This window comes from Pseudomonas haemolytica, assembly GCF_009659625.1.
Lineage (GTDB): Bacteria > Pseudomonadota > Gammaproteobacteria > Pseudomonadales > Pseudomonadaceae > Aquipseudomonas > Aquipseudomonas haemolytica.
This window is the reverse complement of sequence record NZ_VOIW01000002.1, coordinates 385,617-408,703: the sequence shown is the minus strand read 5'-3', so window position 1 is coordinate 408,703 and position 23,087 is coordinate 385,617. Positions and strand designations below refer to the sequence as shown.

Annotated in this window: 19 protein-coding genes and 1 pseudogene; 10 read left to right on the top strand and 10 right to left on the bottom strand. The window is 61.3% G+C overall.

The features are described 5' to 3' along the window. Nucleotides 1–33: 33 nt before the first annotated feature. The 8 genes from FRT59_RS08030 to FRT59_RS07995 all read right to left on the bottom strand — a co-directional run bounded on the left by FRT59_RS08030 (nucleotide 34) and on the right by FRT59_RS07995 (nucleotide 11,293). Nucleotides 34–774 carry a fimbrial biogenesis chaperone gene (locus FRT59_RS08030; RefSeq protein WP_034120519.1) on the bottom strand — a complete coding sequence of 247 codons (741 nt, stop codon included), beginning with the start codon at nucleotides 772–774 and terminating at the stop codon, nucleotides 34–36. Between the two features lie 76 nt (nucleotides 775–850). Next, entirely contained in the window at nucleotides 851–1,453 is a 603-nt protein-coding gene (locus FRT59_RS08025; RefSeq protein ID WP_034120518.1) for a fimbrial protein, read from the bottom strand. A gap of 198 nt (nucleotides 1,454–1,651) precedes the next feature. After that, nucleotides 1,652–2,299, bottom strand: coding sequence for a response regulator (locus FRT59_RS08020; RefSeq protein ID WP_034120517.1), 648 nt, complete (start codon nucleotides 2,297–2,299; stop codon nucleotides 1,652–1,654). Between the two features lie 23 nt (nucleotides 2,300–2,322). Continuing rightward, nucleotides 2,323–5,496 carry a hybrid sensor histidine kinase/response regulator gene (locus FRT59_RS08015; protein ID WP_034120515.1) on the bottom strand — a complete coding sequence of 1,058 codons (3,174 nt, stop codon included), beginning with the start codon at nucleotides 5,494–5,496 and terminating at the stop codon, nucleotides 2,323–2,325. Between the two features lie 70 nt (nucleotides 5,497–5,566). Beyond that, nucleotides 5,567–6,760, bottom strand: coding sequence for a response regulator cyclic di-GMP phosphodiesterase PvrR (pvrR, locus tag FRT59_RS08010; protein WP_034120514.1), 1,194 nt, complete (start codon nucleotides 6,758–6,760; stop codon nucleotides 5,567–5,569). Then, the gene (locus tag FRT59_RS08005) at nucleotides 6,747–9,545 is read right to left on the bottom strand and encodes an ATP-binding protein (RefSeq protein ID WP_153870883.1); all 2,799 of its coding nucleotides are present in this window, start codon (nucleotides 9,543–9,545) and stop codon (nucleotides 6,747–6,749) included. Before FRT59_RS08005 ends, pvrR begins: the two co-directional genes overlap by 14 nt. A gap of 57 nt (nucleotides 9,546–9,602) precedes the next feature. Beyond that, entirely contained in the window at nucleotides 9,603–10,586 is a 984-nt protein-coding gene (locus tag FRT59_RS08000) for a fimbrial protein (RefSeq protein ID WP_153837961.1), read from the bottom strand. Between the two features lie 23 nt (nucleotides 10,587–10,609). After that, nucleotides 10,610–11,293 (bottom strand): fimbrial biogenesis chaperone, encoded by a 684-nt coding sequence (locus tag FRT59_RS07995; RefSeq protein ID WP_233094167.1) that lies wholly within the window; start codon nucleotides 11,291–11,293, stop codon nucleotides 10,610–10,612. Between the two features lie 204 nt (nucleotides 11,294–11,497). Between FRT59_RS07995 and FRT59_RS07990 the strand changes: the two genes are divergently transcribed. From FRT59_RS07990 to FRT59_RS07955, 8 genes are all read left to right on the top strand, one after another. Beyond that, entirely contained in the window at nucleotides 11,498–12,019 is a 522-nt protein-coding gene (locus FRT59_RS07990) for an ANTAR domain-containing protein (RefSeq protein ID WP_153870881.1), read from the top strand. 288 nt (nucleotides 12,020–12,307) lie between these two features. Then, the gene (locus FRT59_RS07985) at nucleotides 12,308–12,985 is read left to right on the top strand and encodes an ABC transporter ATP-binding protein (protein ID WP_153870880.1); all 678 of its coding nucleotides are present in this window, start codon (nucleotides 12,308–12,310) and stop codon (nucleotides 12,983–12,985) included. Beyond that, nucleotides 12,982–13,776, top strand: a complete 795-nt coding sequence (locus FRT59_RS07980) for an ABC transporter permease (RefSeq protein ID WP_153870879.1) — start codon at nucleotides 12,982–12,984, stop codon at nucleotides 13,774–13,776. The genes FRT59_RS07985 and FRT59_RS07980 overlap by 4 nt, the downstream gene beginning before the upstream one ends. A 104-nt stretch (nucleotides 13,777–13,880) precedes the next feature. Then, complete coding sequence (locus tag FRT59_RS07975; RefSeq protein ID WP_153870878.1) at nucleotides 13,881–14,516, top strand: glutathione S-transferase family protein; 636 nt, start codon at nucleotides 13,881–13,883, stop codon at nucleotides 14,514–14,516. A 13-nt stretch (nucleotides 14,517–14,529) separates the two neighbouring features. After that, on the top strand, nucleotides 14,530–15,453 hold the full coding sequence (locus FRT59_RS07970; RefSeq protein ID WP_153870877.1) for a LysR family transcriptional regulator: 924 nt from the start codon (nucleotides 14,530–14,532) through the stop codon (nucleotides 15,451–15,453). A gap of 13 nt (nucleotides 15,454–15,466) precedes the next feature. Beyond that, the gene (locus FRT59_RS07965) at nucleotides 15,467–16,351 is read left to right on the top strand and encodes a LysR family transcriptional regulator (RefSeq protein ID WP_153870876.1); all 885 of its coding nucleotides are present in this window, start codon (nucleotides 15,467–15,469) and stop codon (nucleotides 16,349–16,351) included. Nucleotides 16,352–16,430: 79 nt separating this feature from the next. Then, complete coding sequence (locus tag FRT59_RS07960; protein WP_153870875.1) at nucleotides 16,431–17,363, top strand: pyridoxamine 5'-phosphate oxidase family protein; 933 nt, start codon at nucleotides 16,431–16,433, stop codon at nucleotides 17,361–17,363. A 301-nt stretch (nucleotides 17,364–17,664) separates the two neighbouring features. Further along, the gene (locus FRT59_RS07955; RefSeq protein ID WP_153870874.1) at nucleotides 17,665–18,069 is read left to right on the top strand and encodes a RidA family protein; all 405 of its coding nucleotides are present in this window, start codon (nucleotides 17,665–17,667) and stop codon (nucleotides 18,067–18,069) included. Nucleotides 18,070–18,280: 211 nt separating this feature from the next. Here the strand turns inward: FRT59_RS07955 and FRT59_RS07950 are convergent, their stop codons facing one another. Continuing rightward, nucleotides 18,281–19,768: an aldehyde dehydrogenase family protein gene (locus FRT59_RS07950; RefSeq protein WP_153870873.1), complete on the bottom strand. Its 1,488-nt coding sequence runs from the start codon at nucleotides 19,766–19,768 to the stop codon at nucleotides 18,281–18,283. Between the two features lie 235 nt (nucleotides 19,769–20,003). Between FRT59_RS07950 and FRT59_RS07945 the strand changes: the two genes are divergently transcribed. Then, nucleotides 20,004–21,173, top strand: a complete 1,170-nt coding sequence (locus FRT59_RS07945; protein WP_153870872.1) for a p-hydroxyphenylacetate 3-hydroxylase oxygenase component — start codon at nucleotides 20,004–20,006, stop codon at nucleotides 21,171–21,173. Between the two features lie 57 nt (nucleotides 21,174–21,230). Further along, nucleotides 21,231–21,704 (top strand): annotated as a pseudogene (locus tag FRT59_RS07940) (flavin reductase family protein); the annotation flags it as partial. Nucleotides 21,705–21,736: 32 nt separating this feature from the next. Here the strand turns inward: FRT59_RS07940 and FRT59_RS07935 are convergent. Further along, nucleotides 21,737–23,059, bottom strand: a complete 1,323-nt coding sequence (locus tag FRT59_RS07935; RefSeq protein ID WP_153870871.1) for an alginate export family protein — start codon at nucleotides 23,057–23,059, stop codon at nucleotides 21,737–21,739. Nucleotides 23,060–23,087 lie beyond the last annotated feature (28 nt).

Sequence of the window (23,087 nt, the reverse complement as noted above, 5' to 3'; positions counted from 1 at the left end):
ACGCGAAGTGAGCCTGTGGGTTAGCGAAAGTGCTTAGGGGTTGAGGCGCGATTCAGTCGCATGCGCCGGTAGTGCAGCGCCGCTGGACAGCGGCGCGCTGTAGTGATTCTGCGCGCCGTAGTCATTGATGCTGGAAAACGACAACTGCACCGGCCCGCTGGCAACAGGAGCACTGAGCGCAAACTGTTTTTGCTCGCCGGGCGCGATCATGGTGGAGTCGCTGGCCAGTACCGCCTGCACTTTGATGTCGGCCATGGACACGTGGTACAGCGTCGGGTTTTTCACCTGCAACAGGGTCTGGCTACCGTGTTTGGCCAGTGTCCATTCAAGCTGCGCAGGGGCTTGCAGCGCACTGCCGGTAAGGCCGGCAGGGCGGTAAAAAATCTTGATGCGTTGGCGGATAGCCAACTGCAAGGTGTTCTCGGCTTCGCTGGCCTTGGGGATCTCCTGCACATTGAGCCACACCACTGACTCGCGGTCCGTGGGCATGCCGGTGCCTTCGTACAGAATGCGCAGCAGTTGTTGTTCCTTGGCGAATACCCGCGCCAGTGGAGGGGTGACGGCAAACGGCGCGCGGCTGGCGCTGGCGTCGTTCATGTCGACCCAGGATTGAATCAATACATCCTGGTTACCGTTGCGCACGGTAATGTTGGCTTCCTTGTGGTCGCCATCAAACACGATACGGGTGGCATTCAATGAAATGCTGGCGGCGGCCTGGGTAGCCATGAGCAGGCCCAGCAGCGCGAGGCTCACGGCGATAGAACGAGGCGGCATGAGGGTTATCCGGTGTAATCAGAAGACAATGGCGAGGCCGCAGGGCCTCGCACGTTCGGTGCCTGGGGGCGCCGAATTATTCGTATTGCAGGATGAACGGCAGGGTCGCATCACCGCGACCGGCGGTGGACGAACCCGCCGCTGCGGTAGTGACGTAGGCGGCCGCGAAGCTCAGGGTAGCGTCGCCGCCCTCGGTACCGGCACCGTGCATGGTGCTTTCAATGCGTGCGGTGCTTGGCGAGCTCAGGTCGATCAGACCGCCCTTGCTGTCGAGCAGGGCAATACCAACGTTTTGGGCAGTGGCCGAACCCGGGTTCAGGGCCAGTACTTTTTTGCCCGTGACCAGGCCCGAACCGCCGTTGTTGGCGTCAAAGATCATCGCGACCTTGGTGCCCTGGTTGCAGTTGACGTTCAGGTTGAAGTCTTTGGCGGTCACGCGGCCTGCGGTTGGGTTTTCCGCGGTGCCCATGTCCTTGATCGAAACGTTGCCCATGTCCACCGAAATGGTGCGGTCGGAGTTGGCGCCGTCCACCGAGCACGCGTCGTTGTTGATCACGCCGGTGAAGGTGATTTTGCCGCTGCCGCCCAGGGTTGGCGCTGCTGCTTCGCCTTCGGCGAATGCACTGCCGGAGGCCGCAATAATGGCCGAGGCGATAACAGCCAGGGAAAACTTCTTCATGATGATGTCCGTAAGTGTTAGTTGGAAAAAATGCTGTTGTTGAACTGCGAGCAAAGAGTAGGCGACGAGGCGGCGGGAGCGAATAAGACGATTCTTATAAGCTCTGGGGCGGGGCGGGTTAGTTGCGCTGCTGGAACGATGGAGGGCTTGAAAATAAAGGGCAAAGCCATTGTCCAAGAATGGCTTGCAAGTTATGCGTTAGTTGAAAACATTACGTTCCAGGCAATAGGCAAGAAGGTCCTGGTCGCTGCTCACTTCAAGTTTGCGCATGGCCGATACCTTTTGCGCGCTGATGGTCTTTGAACTTCGGTTCTGGCGGCGCGCAATGTCACTGACGCTCATGCCGGAAATAAACAGACGCAGGATCTCGAACTCTTTTGGCGACAAACTGGTAAAGCGCTCGTCAATTGCCGTGAGGGTCTCGATTACCGAGGTCTTGGGCGGCTCCAGGCTGCGATAGTCGCTGTGTTGGGCGATCGCCTTGAGCGCCAGTTGAATCTCGGTATGCAACTGGCTTTTCTGGATGATGCCAACCACACCCAACTCTTGCAGGCGGGTGAGGATCAGGTGGTTGGAGATCATGGTCAGGATCAGGATCTGTACCTGCGGGAAATGCCGTTTCAGGTACTCCACCAGCTTCAGGCCATCGCCGTAGGGCGAGTCGCCCGGCATGTTGTAGTCGGTGATCACGATGTCTGCGCCTTGGTGTAGCAACAGCTCGATCAGGCCGGCCGAGCACACGGCCTCGCCCACGACTTGAAAGCGTATGTCACGCTCTACCAGTTCGCGAACGCCGAGCAACACGATCGGGTGATCGTCCGCGATTACCACGTTGAATTTTTTCATAAAGGGCCGTCCGTAGTGCCAGTTCAAGTGAGTGAAGAATGCCCGGGCTGGAGAGTCTCCAGAACGGCCGACAGACGCTGCATCACAGTCTTCACCTTGAGCTCAAGCGTTGTGTCGAGGCTGCCGCGGTCAAGTGCGCTTTCCAGTTCGATGCAGGCCTGGGCCAGGCTGAGCGCCTGCACTGCGCCCAGGGCGCCGGCGATCGAATGCAGCAATTGGCCGAGGCCGCGGGCATCCCGCCGGGCCAGGGCCATGTCGATGCGCTGCACATCCTGCTGCACGCTGCTGATGAACAGTGGGCGCATCTTGTCCGACAGTTGCACGCTGTCGTCGAACACCTGCGCGGCAGGCTCAGCCGGCGGCTTGACCTGGCACAATTTGATCAACTGGTCGCGCAGGGTTTGCAGGCTCAAGGGCTTGACGATCCAGGCGTTCATGCCCACCGCCAGGCAACGTACGCCTTCCTCGCGCATCGCATTGGCGGTCACGCCGATAATCGGCAACAGTGGGTCATGCTCACGCAAGGTTCTGGCCAGTTCATAGCCGTTCATCAATGGCATATTCACGTCGGTCAGCACCAAGTCGAAGACCTGGGGTTGCCACAACTGCATCGCCTGTTCACCGTTGGCGGCCAGGCTCACCGAGCAACCGAGTGCCTCCAGCTGTTCCTTGATGATCGCCTGGTTGACCGGGTTGTCCTCGGCCACCAGGATGCGCAGCCCCAACCGCCCGGCGCTTTGTGGGTGGGTCGCCGTGGGTTGCTCGTGCTTGCCGTGCTGCGCCAGGGACACGGTGGCGGCGATGGTGCGTATGTCGTGCATATCCACCACCCAGCCTTGCGCCGTGTGCAGCGGCGGGCTGTGCGCACCCGGCAGGCAGCGCACACGTTGGCCGGCCCATGGCTTGGCGGGGTCGCTGGGTAACAGGTCTACCAGTACCGCGTGGTGACTGTCTTTGTCCTGGGTGGTCGCGGCCAGGGCGGCGGTGATGCCCAGGCGGTTGAGCCAGTCACTCATCGCCTGCGCCAGTTCGCGCACCGGTGCCTGCACATACACCGGCGTCGGGCTGGGTTCAATCAGCGGCAGGTTGGTCAGTGCGCCGCAACACAGCGGTAGGCGCATTTTCAGGGTAAAGCTGCTGCCCAGACCGGGCTCGCTGACCACGCGGATTTCGCCGTCCATCATTTGCGCCAGCCACCGGCAGATCGGCAGGCCAAGCCCTGCGCCGCCTTCGCTGGCGGTGTCCGGCGCCTGGTAGAACAGATCAAAGAGCTTGGCCTGTTGCGCCTCGGCAATGCCCACGCCGGAGTCGGTGACTTGCCATTCCAGGTCGACATTATTGGCATCGCGGCTCACCACCCTGGCACGAATCACCACGCGCCCAAAGTCGGTGAACTTGATGGCGTTGCTCACCAGGTTATTAAGGATCTGGCGGATGCGCATCGGGTCGCCCATCAGGCAGTCCGGCAACTGCGGGTCGATGCAGCTGTAAAGCTGCAAACCCTTGCGCTGGGCGAAGGCGGCGTAGGTGTGCAGGGTGTCTTCGAGCATGTCCAGTGGGCAGAAATCCACGGCGTCTATCGCCATTTGCCCGGACTCGATCTTCGAGACATCCAGAACATCGCTGATCAGTTGGAACAGTGTGGCGGACGAGCGCTGGATGGTGTGCAGGTAGGTTTTCTGGTGCGGGTCCAGGTCGGTCAGGCCGAGCAATTCGAGGGTGCCGAGCACGCCATACAGCGGCGTACGGATCTCATGGCTCATGGTCGCCAGGAACAACGTCTTGGCCTCGCTGGCCGCATCGGCGGCATGACGCGCCTCTTCCAGGGCCTGGGCGTCTTCGATGTGCCGGGTAATATCGTTGAATGCATACAGGCGTACGTCCTCAAACTGATAACGGGTCGACACAAAGCCGATCTGCAGGTGCCGGCCTTCGATTTCCAGGTGCGTCTCACCACTCTCAGCGCCATCGTGCTTACCGGCCATGGCTTCCACCAGGCATGTGGTGCCCGGCCATTGCTGGGCGCGCTGGTTTTCGATCAGTACTTTGCCATCGCTGCGCCGTACCACGCATAACCCAGTGGGTGCGGTGTCGATGATCACACGGCTGAACGCCACGCTTTCGGCAATGCGTTCGTGGGCCAGTTGCGCCGGGGTGATCACCTGGCGTCGATACCAGCGGCTGCCGGCCCAACCCAGGGTAATCAGGCTGAACAGCAGCAACGCCAAGGTGCTCAACGGCCACAATGCGGAGTGAAAGAAGTGCGAGTAGTTCAGGCCATAGACCGCGCTCCAGGGCTGGTCGCCGGCCTCGGTGATCTTGAATTCAAAGCCGTCGGCCGTTAAATGCACGCCATCGCTGAGCTGCACTTGGGTGGCTGGCCCGATCAACCGGTTGCCGTCAGGGCCAATCAGGGTGAAGCGATCAAACGCCGAATGATTCAGCGCGCGCTGTACATCGTCGACCTGCGACACGTCGAGCAGGGTGCCGATTACTGCCTGGCCCTGGGCGTCGAGTGGCAGGCCGATGTAGGCGAGCAAATGTTCCGGTTCGGGGCCAGCCTGCCAATACACCCGATTCTGCTCCAGCGGCTGCGGCGTCTGTGCAAGGATTTGCTGCACAGCGTTGACCCGCGCCACCGGGTTGTCGGTGTTCTCGAGGCTTTCCCGATGCTGGTAGCCCACGGATGGAATAGTGATGGTGTAGTTCGTCTGACGATTGAGCAGAAAGGTTTGCGGCGCCTCGTACGGCGACGAGGACCAGAAGGCGCTGTAGTAGCTGGTCAAGTGCGCACCCAGTGCAAAAATCGGCGGCCTGTCGGCGGCGCTGATCTGCTGTTCATCGAACTTGACGCTAAATGGCACTGAAAACGAATACTTCTGGCCTTCGTACAGCGTGCGGCGGTTGTCGACCATGCGGCTTTTGAGGCTGACCTGCACATTGGTGGCGTGCAGCAGTTCGGCCTGGATGCCGGGGTGTGTCAGGCTCTTGAGGTAGGTTTGCTGTTCTGAGAGGTTTTCCATCAGCCGCGCAAAGTGGAAGCGCATGGCGCTGTAGCGGATTTCGACGCCTCGGTGCAGAGACCAGTAATTGGTCAGCATCAGCAGCAACGCGATTCCTGTCAGCACCATCAAGCCTTTGTTCAGGCGCAATGAGCTGCGGGTAAAGGCTTCGAGAATCGCGTTATTGTGCTTCATCAGGGTTTTCCGCAGGCGCAGGATAAATCGGCACTGGATGGAGCTTACTCCTTATATCCGCGGCCGCCAGCTAGTGAGATGTCGCGGGGCCATCATTGTTCAGTAGCTGCTGAAATTGCTCTGAAGACACCGCGTGGGAGATCAGGAAACCCTGCACCTGATTGCAGTCGATTTTGCGCAACAGCGCCAATTGCTGCGGGGTTTCCACGCCCTCGGCGACTACCGTCAGGCCCAGTTTGCGGCCCAGGGCGATGATGCTCGCCAATGCCTGGGCGATGCCTTCGTTGTCGTGGCTACCCTGTACCAGCGCCTGGTCGATCTTGAGTTCGGTAAATGGCGTCGACACCAGGTTGAGGTAAGAGCTGTAGCCCTTGCCGAAATCATCCTGGGACAAACCGAACCCCTTGATCCGCAGCCGGCAGGCGCCGGCGTAGAAGTTGCTGATGTCCTGCGGCACCGAACATTCCATCAACTCAAAGCAGATCATTCCCGGGATACCGTCGTGGTGCAGCACGAACTCCAGCAAGCGGTCTGCCAGGTCATGGCTGTTGAGCAAGTGGGTCGGCAGGTTGATCGACACCGGGATTTCATAGCCGCGCTGGCGCCAGTGCTCCTGGGCGTGGATAGCCTGCTTGAGCACCAGCCACAACAACCGCTCCTCCAGTTCGAACGCTTTGATCGCCGGCAGGAACGCGGCGGGCAGCATCACGCCTTGCTCGGGGTGCATCCAGCGCACCAGGGCTTCGGCGGCGACGATACGGCCGTTGGCCAGGGATTTTTTCGGCTGGAACCAGGCTTGGAACTGGCCGCTGCTCATGGCCTGCACCAGCGTGTGACGGTCTATGTCCATGTGCTCGGGCAATTCGGGGGTGGGCTTGCGCACCCTGTTTCTGAGCTGGTTGACCAGAGTGCGCAAGGCCTCGGCATTTACGGGTTTGGAGATCAGGCCGATCACTTCCACATCGAGGTTTTTCGCCACCAGGCTGGCGGCCATCAGCATGCGCCGTGACGCCGCACTCATGATCGCCAGCGCCGGCTTGCAGCGCAGGCTGGCCAGGCACTGGATAAACTGCACGCCGTCCATGCCGGGCATCAGCAGGTCGGTCAGTACCAGGTCGAAGTCCCGCTGGCGCAGGCGCTCCAGCGCTTCTTTGCCATCCTCGGCGGTTTCGAGCAGGAAGTCCCCCAACTCGCTGAGCAGGTTCTGCAGGTAGATATGCTGCAGGGGATGGTCCTCGACAATCAAAATACTAAGGGGCTTCATGGGTGATCCGTGCATAAGGCGCCAGGGAGTTGAAGAGAGCCCGCAACGCAAAGGGTTTGACCAGGCAATGGTTCATGCCGGCGGCCAGGCACAGGTCGGCCTCGCCGCGCATGGCGTTGGCGGTGGCCCCGATAATCGGCAACGGGCAGCCCTGGCGCCGCAGTTCACGCGCCAGTTCGTAGCCGTTGATGTGGGGCATGTTCACGTCCGTCAACACCACATCGAAGTTGCCGGCGGTGTACAGCTGCAACGCTTCCTGACCATCGGCCGCCAGCTCCACGGTGCAGCCGAGTTCTTCGAGTTGGTCACGCAAAATCAGCTGGTTGATGATGTTGTCCTCGGCCACCAGCAGGTGCAGGTTGAGTTTATTCAGCTCGCGCTGGCGCGTTTGCTCATCGGCGCGGACCACCCATAGCCCTTGTGCCTGGCTCACGGCCTGATGAATGGCGCCCAGGTGGTTGAGGTTGACGTGCCAGGCATCGGCGTCGGTTTCTACTGCGGTGCAGGCGTTGCTGCTCACGTGAATCACCGGGCCAGGCCACTCGGGCACCAGCAACGGGTCCACGCTGCCGGGGTGCACTTGCAGCAGCAGGTGTGTGTCCGCCAGCGTCGGCAGGCCGGCCTGGGCCCTTGCACCCCAACGGCGCAACCAGCCGGCGACGGAGTTCGCCAGTTCCGGGATCGGTGAGGCCACGTAAATGGTCTCGGCCAGTAACGGTGTCATCGGTGGGGTAGGCGCTTCTTCCAGCGGCAGGATCAGGCTGAAACTGCTGCCCAGGCCAAGTTCGCTGACCATGCGGATATTGCCGTTCATCAACTCGGTCAAGCGCTGGCAGATCGGCAGGCCCAGGCCGGTGCCGGCGACCACATTGGTGTTGCCTTCACTCTGGTAAAACGGCTCGAAAATCATCGCCTGGTCTTCCTGGGCGATACCTTTGCCGGTGTCCGAGACTTGCCACAGCAGGCTGGAACGCTCGCCGTCGCGGCCCAGCACTTTGACCCGCAGTACCACGCGTCCATAGTCGGTGAATTTCACCGCGTTATTGAGCAGGTTGTTGAGAATCTGGCGGATGCGCGTCACGTCGCCGGTCAGCCGTTCCGGCAACTTGGGATCGAAGCAGGCATACAGCTGCAGACCTTTGGCTTGGGCCGCAGCGGCGTAGCCCTGGATGATTTCATGGACAAGATCCAGCGGCGAGAACTCGCTCAGTTCCAGTGCCAGCTGCCCAGCCTCGATCTTCGACACGTCCAGCACATCGCAAATCAGTTGCAGCAAGGTCGATGATGAGCCTTCGATCGCATGCAAGTAGTCCTTTTGCTGTGCATCCAGTTGCGTGCGCGCCAGCAACTCCAGGGTGCCGAGTACGCCATACAGCGGTGTGCGGATTTCATGGCTCATGGTCGCCAGGAACAAGGTTTTCGCGGCATTGGCTGCGTCTGCCGATTGCCGCGCCTCTTCCAGCGCCGCCTCGACCTGCTTGCGCGCACTGATGTCGCTGAAGGCGCAAAACAGTACGTCTTCGCCTTTGTAGCGGGTCGGTGCACTGCTCAGATACAGGTGGCGGCCGTCGATGGTTTCAAAATAGTCACTGCGTTCGGAAGGGCCGTTGGCAAAGGCTTTCTCGATCCAGCCGGCGCGCAGCACCTCGCGCTCCGGGCCGTTGCCCAGCCACTGCTGGGCCAGGGTGTTTTCCAGCACCACCTGGCCGTCGGTGCGGCGCAGCACGCAGAGGGCCACCGGCGCGGTCTGGATCACATCGCGGCCGAAGGCTTCGCTCTCGATCAAGGCCTGGATACGATGGATCGACGGAATAATGAAACGCTGGTCGACGCGGCGCATCACCAACCAGATCAGCGTAAGGCTGAACAGGCAGAACAACAATGAACCGAGCAGCTGTTTCCATAGGCCAGTGACCACCGCACGCAGGTCGATGGAGTACATCAACTGCCACTCGGAGGATTTCAGGTGCTTGCGTATCACCAGGTGGTCGGGCAGCCAGCCGCTGCCGACAAAGCCGAAAAAATTGTCCTCTCCGGGCCTCAGGTGTTGTTGGCTCAGCTGCGTATCCGTGCTGTTGGTGAACACCAGCATGCCCTGGGAGTTGAGCATCATGAACTCGCCGGCGCTCTGATCGCTGAGTGTCGAGGAGACTTCGCGGCTATCCATCTCCAGGCCGAGCCAGCCGGAGTCGGGGTCGCGTTCATCCAGGCGGACGAAGATGTACAGGTGCGAGTGCTGTTCAGTCCTGTCGCTCAGCCATAGTTCGTTGAGCGTGGCCGGGTTGCTGCGTTGCAGAGCCTTGAGGCGGTTGAGCATGCATTTGGAAATCGGCAATACCTGCGGTGTGGCGTCGTACAGACGCATCACTTGCGGGTTGGGGCCGGCGTTGACATAGAGCAGGTTGAGTTGTTTAGCCTTGAGGTAATCGCGCATGCGTGCGGTCAGCCAGATGCTCCACTGGTTGCCCGATGTGTCGCCCAGTGCCAGGTGTTGTTCTTCCGGCGAGGACGAGTAGACCCTGGACTGTTTGCGCACTGTCGACAGGCTCAGGCTTTCGAGCAGGGCCTCGCGGTTGGTGAAAAAGGTATGGGCTTCGGCAATGGCGCTGCTCATGTAGCCGCGGCGCTGGGAGATGTCGTTGTTGAAGGTCGACAGCAAAAAGGTATAGACCCCGCTGAGGATGCCCACCAGCAGCACAGTCGCAAAAATACGAAGCAGCCTTCTGGCTGCTTCGGGTCGGGAGAGGACGGGGTTGATCTGGAGCAGATAACTTTTCAATCGCATCGGCAGACTTTACGTCTCGGCCTTTGCCCGTGGCATAAGACGATCCTTAAAAATCACCTATTTGTAGTACATATCCACCACTACGGCCGCGTCGAACGCACCCGGAATCGGCAGGGTGCGCCACTTGAGGTCGGCGCGAAATTCATCGTGGCTCTGGCCCAGGCCCATCAGCTCTTGCAGCGTGAACCAGTTGTTGAAGGGCAGTTGCTGCTGGCTCTCGGCACGAGACAGCGAGATGCCGACTGAACTGTTGTTGTCCGGCACCAGCAAGCCATTGTTCACACTGCCGCCACCCGGCGTGGTGGCAAAGCGTGCGCTGACGGTATAGGGCGTGTCGCAGCCCTTGCGCAGGTTCAGGCTGAAGTTCGCGCTGCTGGCGACTTCACCGATCGCGGCCTTGCGCGAAGGTGTGGGGAAGTTGACCACGCTGGGGCTGATCGTCAGTTCGGGGGTGCACGGCACGAAGCGGATATCGTTCATGCCGGTGACCACATAGTTGAAGTTGCTGTTAGGTCGCGAGTTGAGCCCGCGCACGCCGTCCAGCTGGAACACGCGGTAAGAGGTCAAGGTGCTTGCCTGGCCGCTCGGTGGCGTGGGGTCATACTTCTCGATGAACACGCTGAAATTGAGGGTGAAGCGCGCCTTGTCCCAGCCCACGCAGCTGGACAAATTGCAGCCTCGATCGGAGAAAAAACCGGTACCGACCTTGCCGGTGCTTTGGGTAATCGGTTGGTTGTTATAGCGAATGCCCACGCGAATCCCGGTGCCGATACTCACGCTGGCCGGGTTGACGTAGAAATACACTTCCTCACGGCCGTGGAGGTAGTCGTCCTTGCAGATCACATTGGTCGAGCGCGGGCCGGATTCCCAAATGATGGTGCCGTTGGGCGCGTCGGCCGCGACTGCCAGTGCCGTGCCCAGCGCCTCCTGGGTAATGATCGAGTTAGTGCCGTCCTCGCGGCAGGCCAGCGCGTGGCTGGTGGCGGGCAAAACCGCGCAGGCCCACACCAGAAGCGGTAAATAGCGTTTGGTCAGTGACATCGGTACAGATACCCCGTGATTTATCAGTTGAGCGCCGTGCTATGACGGGCTTGTAAACCGATATCGGTGATTTCGGTGAAATGGAGCGTGGTGCCCTTGGGCAATGCGCTTGGTGCAGTCAGGGTTTTGCGCTCATAGGGCTTGAGCAGCAGGTAATCGCTGAGCGCCAGGTTGTCGGTTCGCAGGTTGACCAGCGACAGGTGGAAGGCGCTGGGGTTTTTGACCGTCACCGTGCGCCCGTCGCTGCTCCATACCAACTGCTGCACCGCCTCGGCCGAGCCGCCCTGGAGTGCGGGTGGCCGATAGAACAGCTTGAGCCGTTGGCGGATCGCGAACTGCACGCTGTTGGGGTCATCCGGCTTGAGCGGGATTTCCATGATATTGAGCCAGAACAGCGATTCACGATCGCTGGGCAAGCCCTCACCGGCATACAGGATGCGCAGCTTGTAATGCTCCCCGGCGCCCAGTTGTACCAACGGCTCGGTGGCGGCAAAGGGCACGGTGCGGTCGGTTGAATCGTCCTCGCCGGTGATCCAGGTTTGCACCACCACTTCCCGCGTGGCCTGGTTGACCACGCTGATACCGGCGCCCTTGTCCTGGCCGAAATAGATCAGGCGCGTGCCTTCAATCTTCAGCGCCGCATCGGCAGGTGGCGGCGCAAGCACCAGCAGCCCGCAGGCCAACAGCACCATTCTGAGTAGAAACATGAACACGACAATTCCAGGGCAGCGTATGGGAACGCAGCTCATGGTAGGGGGCGGGCGGCGCGAGGGCTTTGAGGCGATTCTTAAAAGTGCGGTGTGCCCCGGATTGGCGTTTCAGAATCGCCTTAAAGTCATGTTTCACACCTGACGGTTAATTTGTTCAGCGTTGAATGATCGACGCTGATGCCCAACTGTCAGGTTTACCCTATGTCCAATAAAGCGTTACGCCTTCTGATTGCCGATGCAGAGCTTTTGCAACGGATCAAGATCGAGAAAATGCTCAACCAGCTGGGCTATCACCGCATCGCCCCGTTGAGTTCGTTCGACGAGTTGCAGGCACTGACACGCTCGGGCGTCGTAGCGTTCGACTTGTTGATCATCAATACCGCGCTGGTGCACTCGCGGCAGGTCAACCTGCTGAAGTACTGCCATGACAACCCGTTGATCCGCCATACGCTGATCTATGACGGCCAATGTGCGCAGCGTTCGGTGGTGTCGGTATCGGTGAGCCAGACCTTGCACCTGTCGTTGTCACAGTCGCCAGACTTCAACTCCCTGCGTCGCTGCATGGAAATTGTCGACCCGGCGCACAGTTCCCCGACCGCTGAGCGGCCAATGCTGCGCGCCGTGGACGGCCGAATGCCCCAGCTTTCGATGACCCAGCGTGCGGTCTACCAGGGCGATCCGACGGTGGTGGCATGTGCTGTTGGGTTGTTTCCCAAGCGTTGATCGTATCGCGGGGCGTCAGGCGGGTGGCGATCATGATCTTCGCGATTTGAGCCATTGGCTGATGTACCGCCGTCGCGGCGTGGGAATCTGCACAGTTTTGGCGTGGTGCTGAACCTAATGTTGTGTAGATACTTATGCCCCGATGGCTGTGTGTCAGTCAGCCCATGTGGAGCTGATATACCGCAATCGGGGGCAAGCCCCCTCCCATATTTTGAACTGCGCTGTTTCAACGCCAGTGCGGATGCCTCACCATGACGCCCAACCGGACTTGAGAGGAACACCGCGTCCATGAGCGCCCTGATAGAAACCCACGCCCTTACGCGCCGGGATGAGCGTCGGCAGACGCTCTTGCTGCAACCGACGGACTTCAGCCTGAACCGCGCCGACCGCGTGTCGATCACCGGCTCATCCGGCTCTGGCAAAAGCGTGTTCCTGCGTGCACTGGCATTGCTGGACGCGCCGACCTCGGGGCAGGTGTTGTGGAATGGCCAGCCGATCGCCAACACCGAGATTCCCCATTACCGCAGCCATATCAGCTATCTGTCCCAGCGCCCGGCGTTGATCGAGGGCACGGTGGAAGACAACCTGCGTTTCCCTTTCAGCCTCAAGACCCTGCGCCAGCGCCGCTTTGATTTGGCAGCGGTCACGGCACTGCTGGAGCATGCCGGTAAAACCCAGGAGTTCCTGGGCAAGAACGCTGCCGATCTGTCGGGTGGTGAAGCCCAGGTGGCGTCGTTGATTCGCACCTTGCAACTCAACCCCGAAGTGCTGCTGCTCGATGAACCGACCGCCGCCCTCGACCCCACGTCATCTCGCGATGTCGAAGCCTTGATCAACGCTTGGTTCGCTGCTGATAACGCCCGTGCGTATATCTGGGTGTCCCATGATCTGGAGCAGGCGCGGCGCATGAGCGAGATCCACCTGCAGATGAGTGCCGGGGTATTGAGCGGTGCGGCCCGGCCATGAACTACCACGACCTCACGGCGCTGGACATGGCCATCGCCGCCTCGCTGATCCTGATCAACGGTGCGCTGTCGCTGCTGTTGCGCCTGGGCCTGGAACGCCAATTGCTGTGGGCCGCCGTGCGCACCGTGGTGCAATTGTTGGCGATTGGTTACCTGCTCGGCTGGGTGTTCGAGTTCGCCTACTGGTACGTGGTGCTGCCGCTGATGTGCGCCATGACCCTGATCGCCGGCCTGTCGGCGGCGGGGCGCGGTCGGCGTACTTACCGTGGGCAGCGGGTCGACAGCATCCTGTCGGTGTGGGGCAGTTCATGGCTGGTCACCGCAGTGGGCTTGTTTGCGGTGATCCGTATCCACCCGTGGTACGAGCCACAGTATGCGATCCCGATCCTTGGCATGATCCTGGGCAACACCCTGACCGGCGTGTCCCTGGGTATAGAGCGCATGACCCAGGAGTTGACCTCGGGCCGCAACACCATCGAGATGATCCTGGCGCTGGGCGGTTCTCGCTGGGAAGCCGCCCAGGAAGCCATTCGCCAGGCCGTGCGTGCCGGGATGATCCCCACGCTCAACCAGATGACCGTGGTGGGTATCGTCAGCCTGCCCGGCATGATGACCGGTCAGGTGTTGGCGGGGGAAAGCCCGGTGGACGCGGTGCGCTACCAGATCGTGATCATGTTCCTGATCGCCGCAGCGTCGGCCCTGGGCACGGTAGGGGCGGTGCTGCTCACCTACCGGCGGTTGTTTTCCAAGAGCCATCGGTTTTTGCGTGATCGGTTGCAAGAGCGGGCCTGATTGTTTCGCAAGGTGAAATGCTGGATTGTAAATCCTGGTCATTCCGCGCAATGAAGCAGGGGTGGAACATGGCGGTGTCGACGCCCATTCTTTCGGAGCTTTTCATGACCCAGTCTGCGATCAAACTCTACGGTTTCCCACTGTCCGGCCACTCCCATCGGGTCGAGCTGATGCTGTCTTTGCTGGGCCTGCCAAGTGAATTTATCCTGGTGGACCTCAAGCAAGGTGCGCATAAAACGCCGGAATTCACTGCCCACCTCAACAGCTTCGGCCAGGTACCGGTGATCGACGACGGCGGCACCGTGTTGGCCGACTCCAACGCGATCCTGGTTTACCTCGCCAACACTTACGGCAACGGCCAATGGCTGCCAAGCGACCCGGCCGGGCAGGCGCGGGTACAACGCTGGCTTTCGGCCGCCGCAGGCCAACTCCATGCTGGGCCGGCTGCTGCGCGACTGGCCGTGGTGTTTGGTGCCGACGTTGACACTGTCACCGCGATCAACCGGTCCCATGCCTTGCTCAAACTGTTGGAGCAGCAACTGAACCAAGACCGTTTCCTTGCCGGTGCGCAACCAAGCATCGCCGATATAGCCTTCTACACCTATGTGGCCCATGCGCCGGAGGGCAATGTGTCCCTGGCCGACTACCCTAAGGTGCACGCCTGGCTTGCCAGCATCGAAGCGTTGCCAGGGTTTGTCGGCATGCCGCGCACAGCGGTCGGTTTGCAATCACAGTCATGATCAAGGGGCGCCGATGGACCGATTCCATGAAATGCAGGTGTTCCTGGCGGTTGCCGAGGAGCAGGGTTTCGCTGCCGCGGCACGCCGCCTGAATACGTCGCCGCCCAGCGTGACCCGGGCGATTGCCGCGATGGAGCAACGCATCGGCACTCAACTGTTGGCGCGCACCACCCGCAGCCTGCACCTGACCGAAGCCGGCCAGCGTTACCTGGAAGACTGTCGACGCATCCTCGCAGAACTGGACGAGGCCGAGGAAGCGGCGGCGGGCAGTTACTCGATCCCTTGTGGGCACTTGGCGGTGACTGCACCGGTGCTGTTTGGCGAGCTGTTCGTGGCGCCGGTGCTGGGGGCCTATCTCGACCAGTTTCCGCTGGTGAACATCAATGCGTTGCTGGTCGACCGCGTGGTCAACATGACCGATGAAGGCGTCGATGTGGCCGTGCGTATCGGCCATCTGCACGACCCGGGGCAGCAGGCGATCAAGGTGGGTGAAGTGCGCCGGGTGGTGTGTGCAGCGCCGGGTTACCTCGACCAGCATGGGCGGCCTTCGCGGCCTGAGCAGCTGCGTGATGCGAAGATTGTTAGTGCGTCCTCCAGCCAATTGGTCAGTGAATGGACCTTTGTCGACGGCCGCCAGCCGCTGACGGTGCCCATTGAGCCGCGCCTGGTAGTCACCGCTAACAATGCCGCGATCAACCTGGCACGCCTGGGCTGGGGCATGACGCGGGTGCTGTCGTATCAGGTCGCGGCGGCAGTGGCGGCGGGTGAGTTGGAGCTTGTGCTGGAGACGTTCGAACCCGAGCCGCTGCCGATCCAGGTGGTGTTCCAGAAAAGTAGCCGGGTGCCGGCCAAGGTCCTTACCTTTGTGGACTTCCTCGCCCATCGCCTCGGGCAGGACGCGGCCCTGAACCCGGCGTTGAAGTTGCGCGGTTGCTAGAGCGGTGCGCCTGATGGAACGTTATCGAGATATGCAACTGTTCGCCGCACTGGCCGGGCAATCCAGCCTGGCCAGTGCGGCGCGCCAGGCCCAAGTCTCCGGCCCGACCCTGGTACGTGCAATTGCCCGTCTGGAAGCGCGCCTGCGGGTGGTGTTGCTGCAACGCAGCACTCGCGGGGCCAACCTGACCGACGCCGGCCACGCCTATCTCGCCGACTGCGTGCGCCTGCTGGCGGCAGTGGACGCCGCCGAGGCCTCGGCTAATGGCTCGCATAGGCAGGCCCAGGGCAACCTGCGGGTGTTCCTGCCGTTGCTGTTCAGCCGCTACGTGATGACGCCGCTGCTGGCCGACTATATGGAACGTTACCCGGCTGTACGTCTCTTTGCCCACTACCAAGACTATTACCCGAACCTGCATGAAGAAGGGCTGGACGTCGCGGTGCTGGTGGGCGAGTTGCCCAGCTCGTCGCTGATCGCACGGCAGGTCGGGCAGGTTCGCACTGTTCTCTGCGCCAGCCCGGATTATCTCGCGGCCAGGGGCGAGCCCCAGCACCCGGCTGATCTCAAGCAACATCATCTGATTGCCAACGCCGAAGCGGTGCATTGGGATTTCCCGCACTACATCCTCAAGACCCGCCCACGCCTGAGTTGCGCCACAGTGCAGGGCGCTATCAATGCGGCTGTGCAGGGGGCAGGGGTGATTCGTTGCCTGAGCTATCCGGTTCACGATCACCTGATGAGTGGCCATCTGCGCCGGGTCTTACCCGCCTTTGAGCTGCCGGCGCTGCCGGTGCATGTGGTCTACCGCGAAGGCCGCCATGCACCGATGCGCGTGCGCAGTTTTGTCGACTACTGCGTCACGGCGTTGCGTGAACATCCGGCATTTCAGTTGGCGTAATAGTGGATTGCCCAGGGTGGGCATTCTCTGCAGGGTTGGGTAGGCGCAGCATTCGGTTATCCAACCAGAGGTGATCGCCATGAACTCGATCGAACAATCCCCTTGGCATGTCGGCGAACGGCACTTGCAGGAAAGTGCAGGCGTCGCCGAACGCATGGCCATGATCGGGCCGAAGGTCATTCGTGATCATTTGCCCGAGCAGCATCGTGATTTTTATCCGTTGTTGCCCTACCTCATTCTGGGCGTGGTGGACGAACAGGGTATTCCCTGGGCGACCATGCTGGAGGGCGCGCCAGGGTTTGCCCATTCACCGGATCCACAGGCGCTGCAGATCGACAGCCTGCCGTCCAAAAGCGATCCCGCCTCGGCTGGCGTCACTCGTGGCGCGTCTGTTGGCTTGCTGGGCATCGACCTCAATACCCGACGTCGCAACCGCATGAATGGTCGGATCGGGTCGCTTGATCATGACGGCTTTGCGGTTGATGTGGTGCACACCTTCGGCAACTGCCCCAAGTACATCCAACTGCGGCCCGTTGCTGGGGTTGCGCGCAAACCTGGCGATACAGCCGAGTGCAGCACCAGCCTGGACGCCGCCGCCCAAACGCTGATCCGCAACGCCGACACCTTCTTCGTCGCCAGCTACGTGGACCAGCACGGCGAACGCTCGGTGGACGTTTCCCATCGCGGCGGCAACACGGGGTTTGTGCGGGTGGAAGGCAACGTGCTGACCATCCCCGATTTTGCCGGCAACCTGTTTTTCAACACCCTCGGCAACCTGCGCGCCAATCCGATAGCGGGGTTGCTGTTTGTCGATTTTGAAACCGGCGACGTGCTGCAAGTGGCGGGGCGCACATCGTTGATTCTCAGCGGGCCGCCAGTGGCCGAGTTCGAGGGCGCGCAGCGCTTGTGGACGGTGACGGTGGAGCACGTGGTCCGTCGTCCGGCAGCTTTGGCATTGCGGTGGCAGCTCGCGGAGTTTTCGCCCTACAGCCTGGCGATGGGCACCTGGTAGCCTGGCACGCGCTCCCAGGCACAGCTACCTCACTGATGCAGTGAGATCAAAATGTGGGAGGGGGCTTGCCCCCGATGGCGGTGGGTCAGTCACAGATGTATTGATTGACACTACCTCATCGGGGGCAAGCCCCCTCCCACATAGGAACGTCATTGCCTATTGAATTTGCGTTTATTCATCAGGCCACCGGACATGCCCGTTTCAGCGCTTCATCCATGAACATGTTGCTGGATGTTGAACCGTCTGATTGAGCAGTTCCTTTGGGTTAGCCTTGTTTTCCTACTGCCAACAAGGACTCGTCATGCAAAGAAAGGTCATTAATCCCACGACGGTATTCAATTCCCTGCAATACGGTTTCAGCCAGGCAATGGAAGTGCCGCAGGGTCGAAGGATCATGCTTTCCGGGCAGGTGGGTGTGGATGCTCAAGAGCGTACGGTGGGCCCAGGCATTGCAGAGCAGACAGCCACAGCGTTGGACAATATCGAAAAGGTCTTGGCTGAAGTGGGGGGCGATCTCTCTCATGTAGTTATGCTGCGGTTGTATATCGTCGACACTGCACGGGAGCAGCAAGAGTCGATTGCTGAAGCGCTGCGCCAGCGCTTCGCGCATAACCCGCCGCCGTCTTCGTGGATTATGGTCAGTGGGTTGTCGTTGCCGGAATGGTTGATCGAGGTGGAGGCAGAGGCGGTGGTTCCGTTCAGTTAGGCGGGCGCTTTTTTGAGCGTGGTGAAGGTAAAGGTGCGGGCTGAAAACGACAGCTATCTCACTGATGCAATGCGATCCAAATGTGGGAGGGGGCTTGCTCCCGATGGCGGTGGGTCAGTCAACACATCTGTGACTGACCCACCGCCATCGGGAGCAAGCCCCCTCCCACATGGGTTCGGTGTACACCAAACCAGATGTGCGCTACCCCCATTCAATACCGAATCATCACCGACTTAAGCTCGGTGTAATCCTCGATAAACGCACTGCCAAACTCCCGCCCAACCCCCGAAGACCGGCTGCCCCCAAACGGTACAGCCGGGTCGAGCAAGGTGTGCATGTTCACCCACAAAGTGCCCGCATTGATGGCCGGGATCATGCGCAGGGCCTTGCCCAAATCGTTGGTCCACAGGCTGGCGCTCAACCCGTAGGGCCCGTGGTTCATCAGCGCCAGCAGTTCGTCTTCGCTGTCGTAGGGCAGGAAGGTGGCGATGGGGCCGAAGGTTTCTTCGTTGAGCAGGGTGTCGTGCAGGGTGTTGGCGAGGATCACGGTGGGTTCCACGTAACAGCCGGGGCGGTCGATGAGGTGGCCGCCGTGGATGATCGTATTGTTCTCGGCGCGGGCCTGGTTGAAGTAGCCGAGCAGTTTCTGCTGGTGTTGCTGGTGCGTCACCGGGCCGAATTCGGTGTGTTCGTCCAGGGGCGAGCCGATGTTCAGGCGGCTCAGGCGCGCCTTGAGTTTTTTCAGCACGGCGTCGATCTGCGAGCGGTGCACGAAGAAGCGTTCAGCCGCCGCGCAAATTTGCCCGGAGTGCAAAAAGCCCGCTTCGATGATGCCTTCCACCGCCTTGTCCACGTCCATGTCGCGCAAGAAACCTGCGGCATTCTTGCCGCCCAGTTCCAGGGTCGCACGGGTCAGCCCGGCACCCATGGCGCTGCGGCCGACGGCGATGCCGGTGGGCACGGAACCGGTGAAGGACACTTTGTGTGTGCCGGGGTGTTCCACCAGCCCCTTGCCGACATGGCCGCCGCCCGTCAGCACGTTGAGCACGCCCGCCGGCAACCCGGCGTCGATGGCCAGTTCGGCGATGCGCAGCAGGGTCAGCGGCGTGAATTCGCTGGGCTTGATGATAATGCTGCAGCCGGTCACCAGCGCCGAGGCGAGTTTCCAGATGGCGATCATGGTCGAGAAATTCCACGGCACGATGCCCACCACCACGCCCACCGGTTCGCGCAGGGTGAAGGCGGTGTAGCGCTCGCCATTGAATGAGGGCAGCGACGGGGTAAGGGTCTGGCCGCTGAGCTTGGTGGCCCAGCCGGCGTAGTAGCGCAGGAAATGCGCGGCCTGGTCGACCTCGAAGGCGCGGGAAATCTGGATGATCTTGCCCGACTGGCAGGTTTCGATCTGCGCCAGTTCCTCGCGGTGGTGCTCCAGCAGGTCGGCGAGTTTCAGCAGTACGTTGCCACGGGTGGCGGGGGCAGTCTGGGACCATAGCTGGAAGCCACGGTTGGCGGAAGCGACCGCTGCGTCGATATCCGCCAGGTCAGCGTCGGCGACCTCGGCGATCACCTGGCCGTCGGCGGGGTTGGTCACGCTCAGGCTTTCAGTGGCGTGGCTGCGCACGCTGATACCGTCGATAAACAACCCATGGCGGCGACGCAAAAAAGCTTCGACTTGGGGCAGCAGCGGGATATCGCTCATGGCAGGTTCCTGGCAGTTCACAAAGAAAACCCGAGGGTAACCAACGCACCGAGTCGCGGCTTGACTGTGCCTGCCAGGTTTCATGCCTGTGCCTGCCGCGCCTGTGAAAAGTACAAGCTTGCCTGCCGAATGTGCATTTTCCGCCTGCGTGAGCCGTTCGATACTGGCCCTGCATCCCGCGCCGTTCCGCGATTCGGAACGCCAGCCAGACTTCCAATAATAAGCAGGGCCGCCCATGAAAAAGCCAAACCCGCTCCTCGAAGACCTCAAGCCCCTCCTGCCTGCCATCGCCGCGAATGCTTCCCGCGCCGAACAACTGCGCCAGGTGCCGGATGAGAATATTGCATTGCTCAAAAGCATCGGCCTGCACCGCGCCTTTCAGCCCAAGGCATTCGGCGGCCTGGAACTGTCGCTGCCCGAATTTGCCGACTGCATCGCCTTGCTCGCGGGCAGTTGCGCCAGCACCGCCTGGGCCATGAGTTTGCTGTGCACCCACAGCCATCAACTGGCGTTGTTCTCGGCCCGGTTGCAGGAGGAAATCTGGGGGGCCAACCCGCACGCCACGGCTAGCAGCAGTATTGCGCCGTTCGGTCGGGTTACCGAAGGAGAAGGCGGTGTGTACTTCAGCGGCGAGATGGGCTGGAGCAGCGGCTGTGACCATGGCGAGTGGGCGATTGTCGGCTGCCGTCGCCAGAATGCCGAAGGCACCCAGGATTATTGCTTCGCCGTGCTGCCGCGCAGTGACTATCAGATCCGTGATGACTGGTTCGCCGCCGGCATGAAAGGCAGCGGTACCAAAACCTTGGTCATCGACAACGCCTGGGTGCCCGAACACCGTATCCAGAAAGCCAAGGACATGATGGAAGGCAAGTCCGCAGGCTTTGGTCTCTACCCGGACAGTCAGATTTTCTACGCACCGTATCGGCCGTATTTCGCCAGTGGCTTCTCCACCGTCAGCCTCGGTGTGGCCGAGCGCATGCTGGAGATGTTCCGGGAAAAAACCAAGACCCGCGTGCGTGCCTACACCGGTGCCGCCGTGGGCGCCGCCACCCCGGCATTGATGCGCTTGGCCGAGTCCACCCATCAGGTAGCCGCCGCCCGGGCGTTCCTGGAGAAAACCTGGCAGGAACACGCCGAACACAGCGCCGCCCAGCGTTACCCGACGCGTGAAACCCTGGCGTTCTGGCGCACCAACCAGGCTTACGCGACCAAAATGTGCATCGAAGCGGTCGACCGCCTGTTCGCCGCCGCAGGCGGTAATGCCTGGTTCGAACACAACGAAATGCAGCGCCTGTTCCGCGATTCCCATATGACCGGCGCCCATGCCTATACCGACTACGACGTCTGCGCGCAGATCCTCGGCCGTGAGCTGATGGGCCTGGAGCCAGACCCGAGCATGGTCTGACGGGCCCTTCCACTACAACAATCAGAACGTCACGTTGAGGACGTTCGGGAGTCTTGCATGTCTGACGTCTTCGACCCACGCGCCTTTCGCCGCGCCCTGGGCAACTTCGCCACCGGTGTGACTGTGGTCACCGCCGCCACTGCCTCCGGGCGCAAGGTGGGTGTGACCGCCAACAGTTTCAACTCGGTGTCCCTCGACCCGCCGCTGGTGCTGTGGAGCATCGACAAACGCTCCAACAGCCATGAGGTGTTCGAGGAGGCCAGTCACTTCGCAGTGAATGTGTTGGCGGCGGATCAGGTGCACCTGTCCAACAACTTTGCGCGCCCCCGTGAAGACCGCTTCGCCCTGATCGAATACGAGCCAGGGGAGGGCGGCTCGCCGGTGTTCGCCGATTGCTCGGCGCGCTTTCACTGCGAGAAATACCAGCAGGTGGACGGCGGCGACCATTGGATCATGATCGGCAAGGTGGTGGCTTTCGATGATTTCGGCCGTGCGCCGCTGCTCTATCATCAAGGTGCGTATGCAGAGGTCCGGGCGCTACGTCCGTGCGCGCCCGACGTGGTTCAGAACGGTACCGCGACCACCAACTGACTGTAGACATTGGTGCCGTTGCCGCCGACCTGGTTGCCGCCGGTGTCGGCATCTCTGTTGGGTTTGTACAGCCCGAGCAGCGGCGTGATGATCAGGTGTTCGTTGACGGCCCATTCGGCGTACAGGTCCAGTTCGCGGCCATCCAGGTTCAACTGGCCGCGGGTGCTGACGGTGTTGTAGTCGAAGAACAGTGCGCCGAGGGTGACGTTCTCCAGCGGCTTGACCTTGAGCGCCACGTGTTGCACTGTCGTGTTGCTGTTGTAGGGGCCGGAATAGTTGCCCGCCACTTCGCCCTGCACCCAGGTGCCGTAACCGCGATTGAAGCCTGCGAACATGCCGTCCCAGTTTTTTGAATAACGCGCGTAGCGGTAGGTCAGGTCCGGTGACCAGGGCAGGTCGGCAAAGGTGTAGCCGGCTTCGGCATAACCGGCGTTTTCCTGGCTGTCGCGGCGGTCCTGGCGGGCCAGTTCGAAGGCGAAGTGCGCGTTGTCGATACCTGCGCTGCCGGCGCCGCGCAGGCTGTAGAGGTTCATGCCCTTGCGCTGGCGTTGCAGCTCGGTGGCGTAGCGCTCATCCACATCAATCCCGTGAAGATAAGTGAGCCCCAGGGTGCCGGGTGCGGCGCTGTATTCCAGGGTGCCGGCGGCCATTTCAGTCATGGCCTGGGCGGGATTGTCGGACTTGATCCACATCAGGCTGCCATGCACACCGTCCTTGCCGCCCAGGCGAATCACCGCGGTCTTGTCGAAGGCATGGCGCGCGGCGATGTAGTAGGCGCCGCCGCGATTGAACTCACCGTCGCCCACGCCCTTGCCCAGGTTGGGACCGTCATCATTGATGATAAAACCGTCACCCAACAGGATGATCTGTCGGCCGAACGACAGGTCCACGCCGTCCTTACCCAGCGCTGGGAACAGGTCGCCGGAACGCCAGCCGGCGAAGGCTTCGTCAAATTTGGTGGTGCGTTCGGTGCCGTTGGTGACTCCGGACGCATCGCCATCGCCCCAGGTTCCGGAACTCACCAGGTTGGCCGTGCCATACACGCCACCCAGGCTGCCCAGGCTTTGCTCGACGCTCAGGCCGTACTTGATGAAGGCCTCGCGCCAGGTGGAGCCGCCGCGGCGGCCATCGTAGTTCTTCGGGCTGTTGAACATGCCGTACACGGCGAGGAAGTTGCCGGTGACCTGGGTGTCGGCATCCGCGTACAACTCGACGGCCTGCGCCTGGCCGACCAGCAGCGCAATGCCCAGGCCGACCGTATGGCGCAGGCGGCGGTTTTTCAGTGTGTGCTCCATTGTTATTGTCCCCATCTTGGTTAAGAGT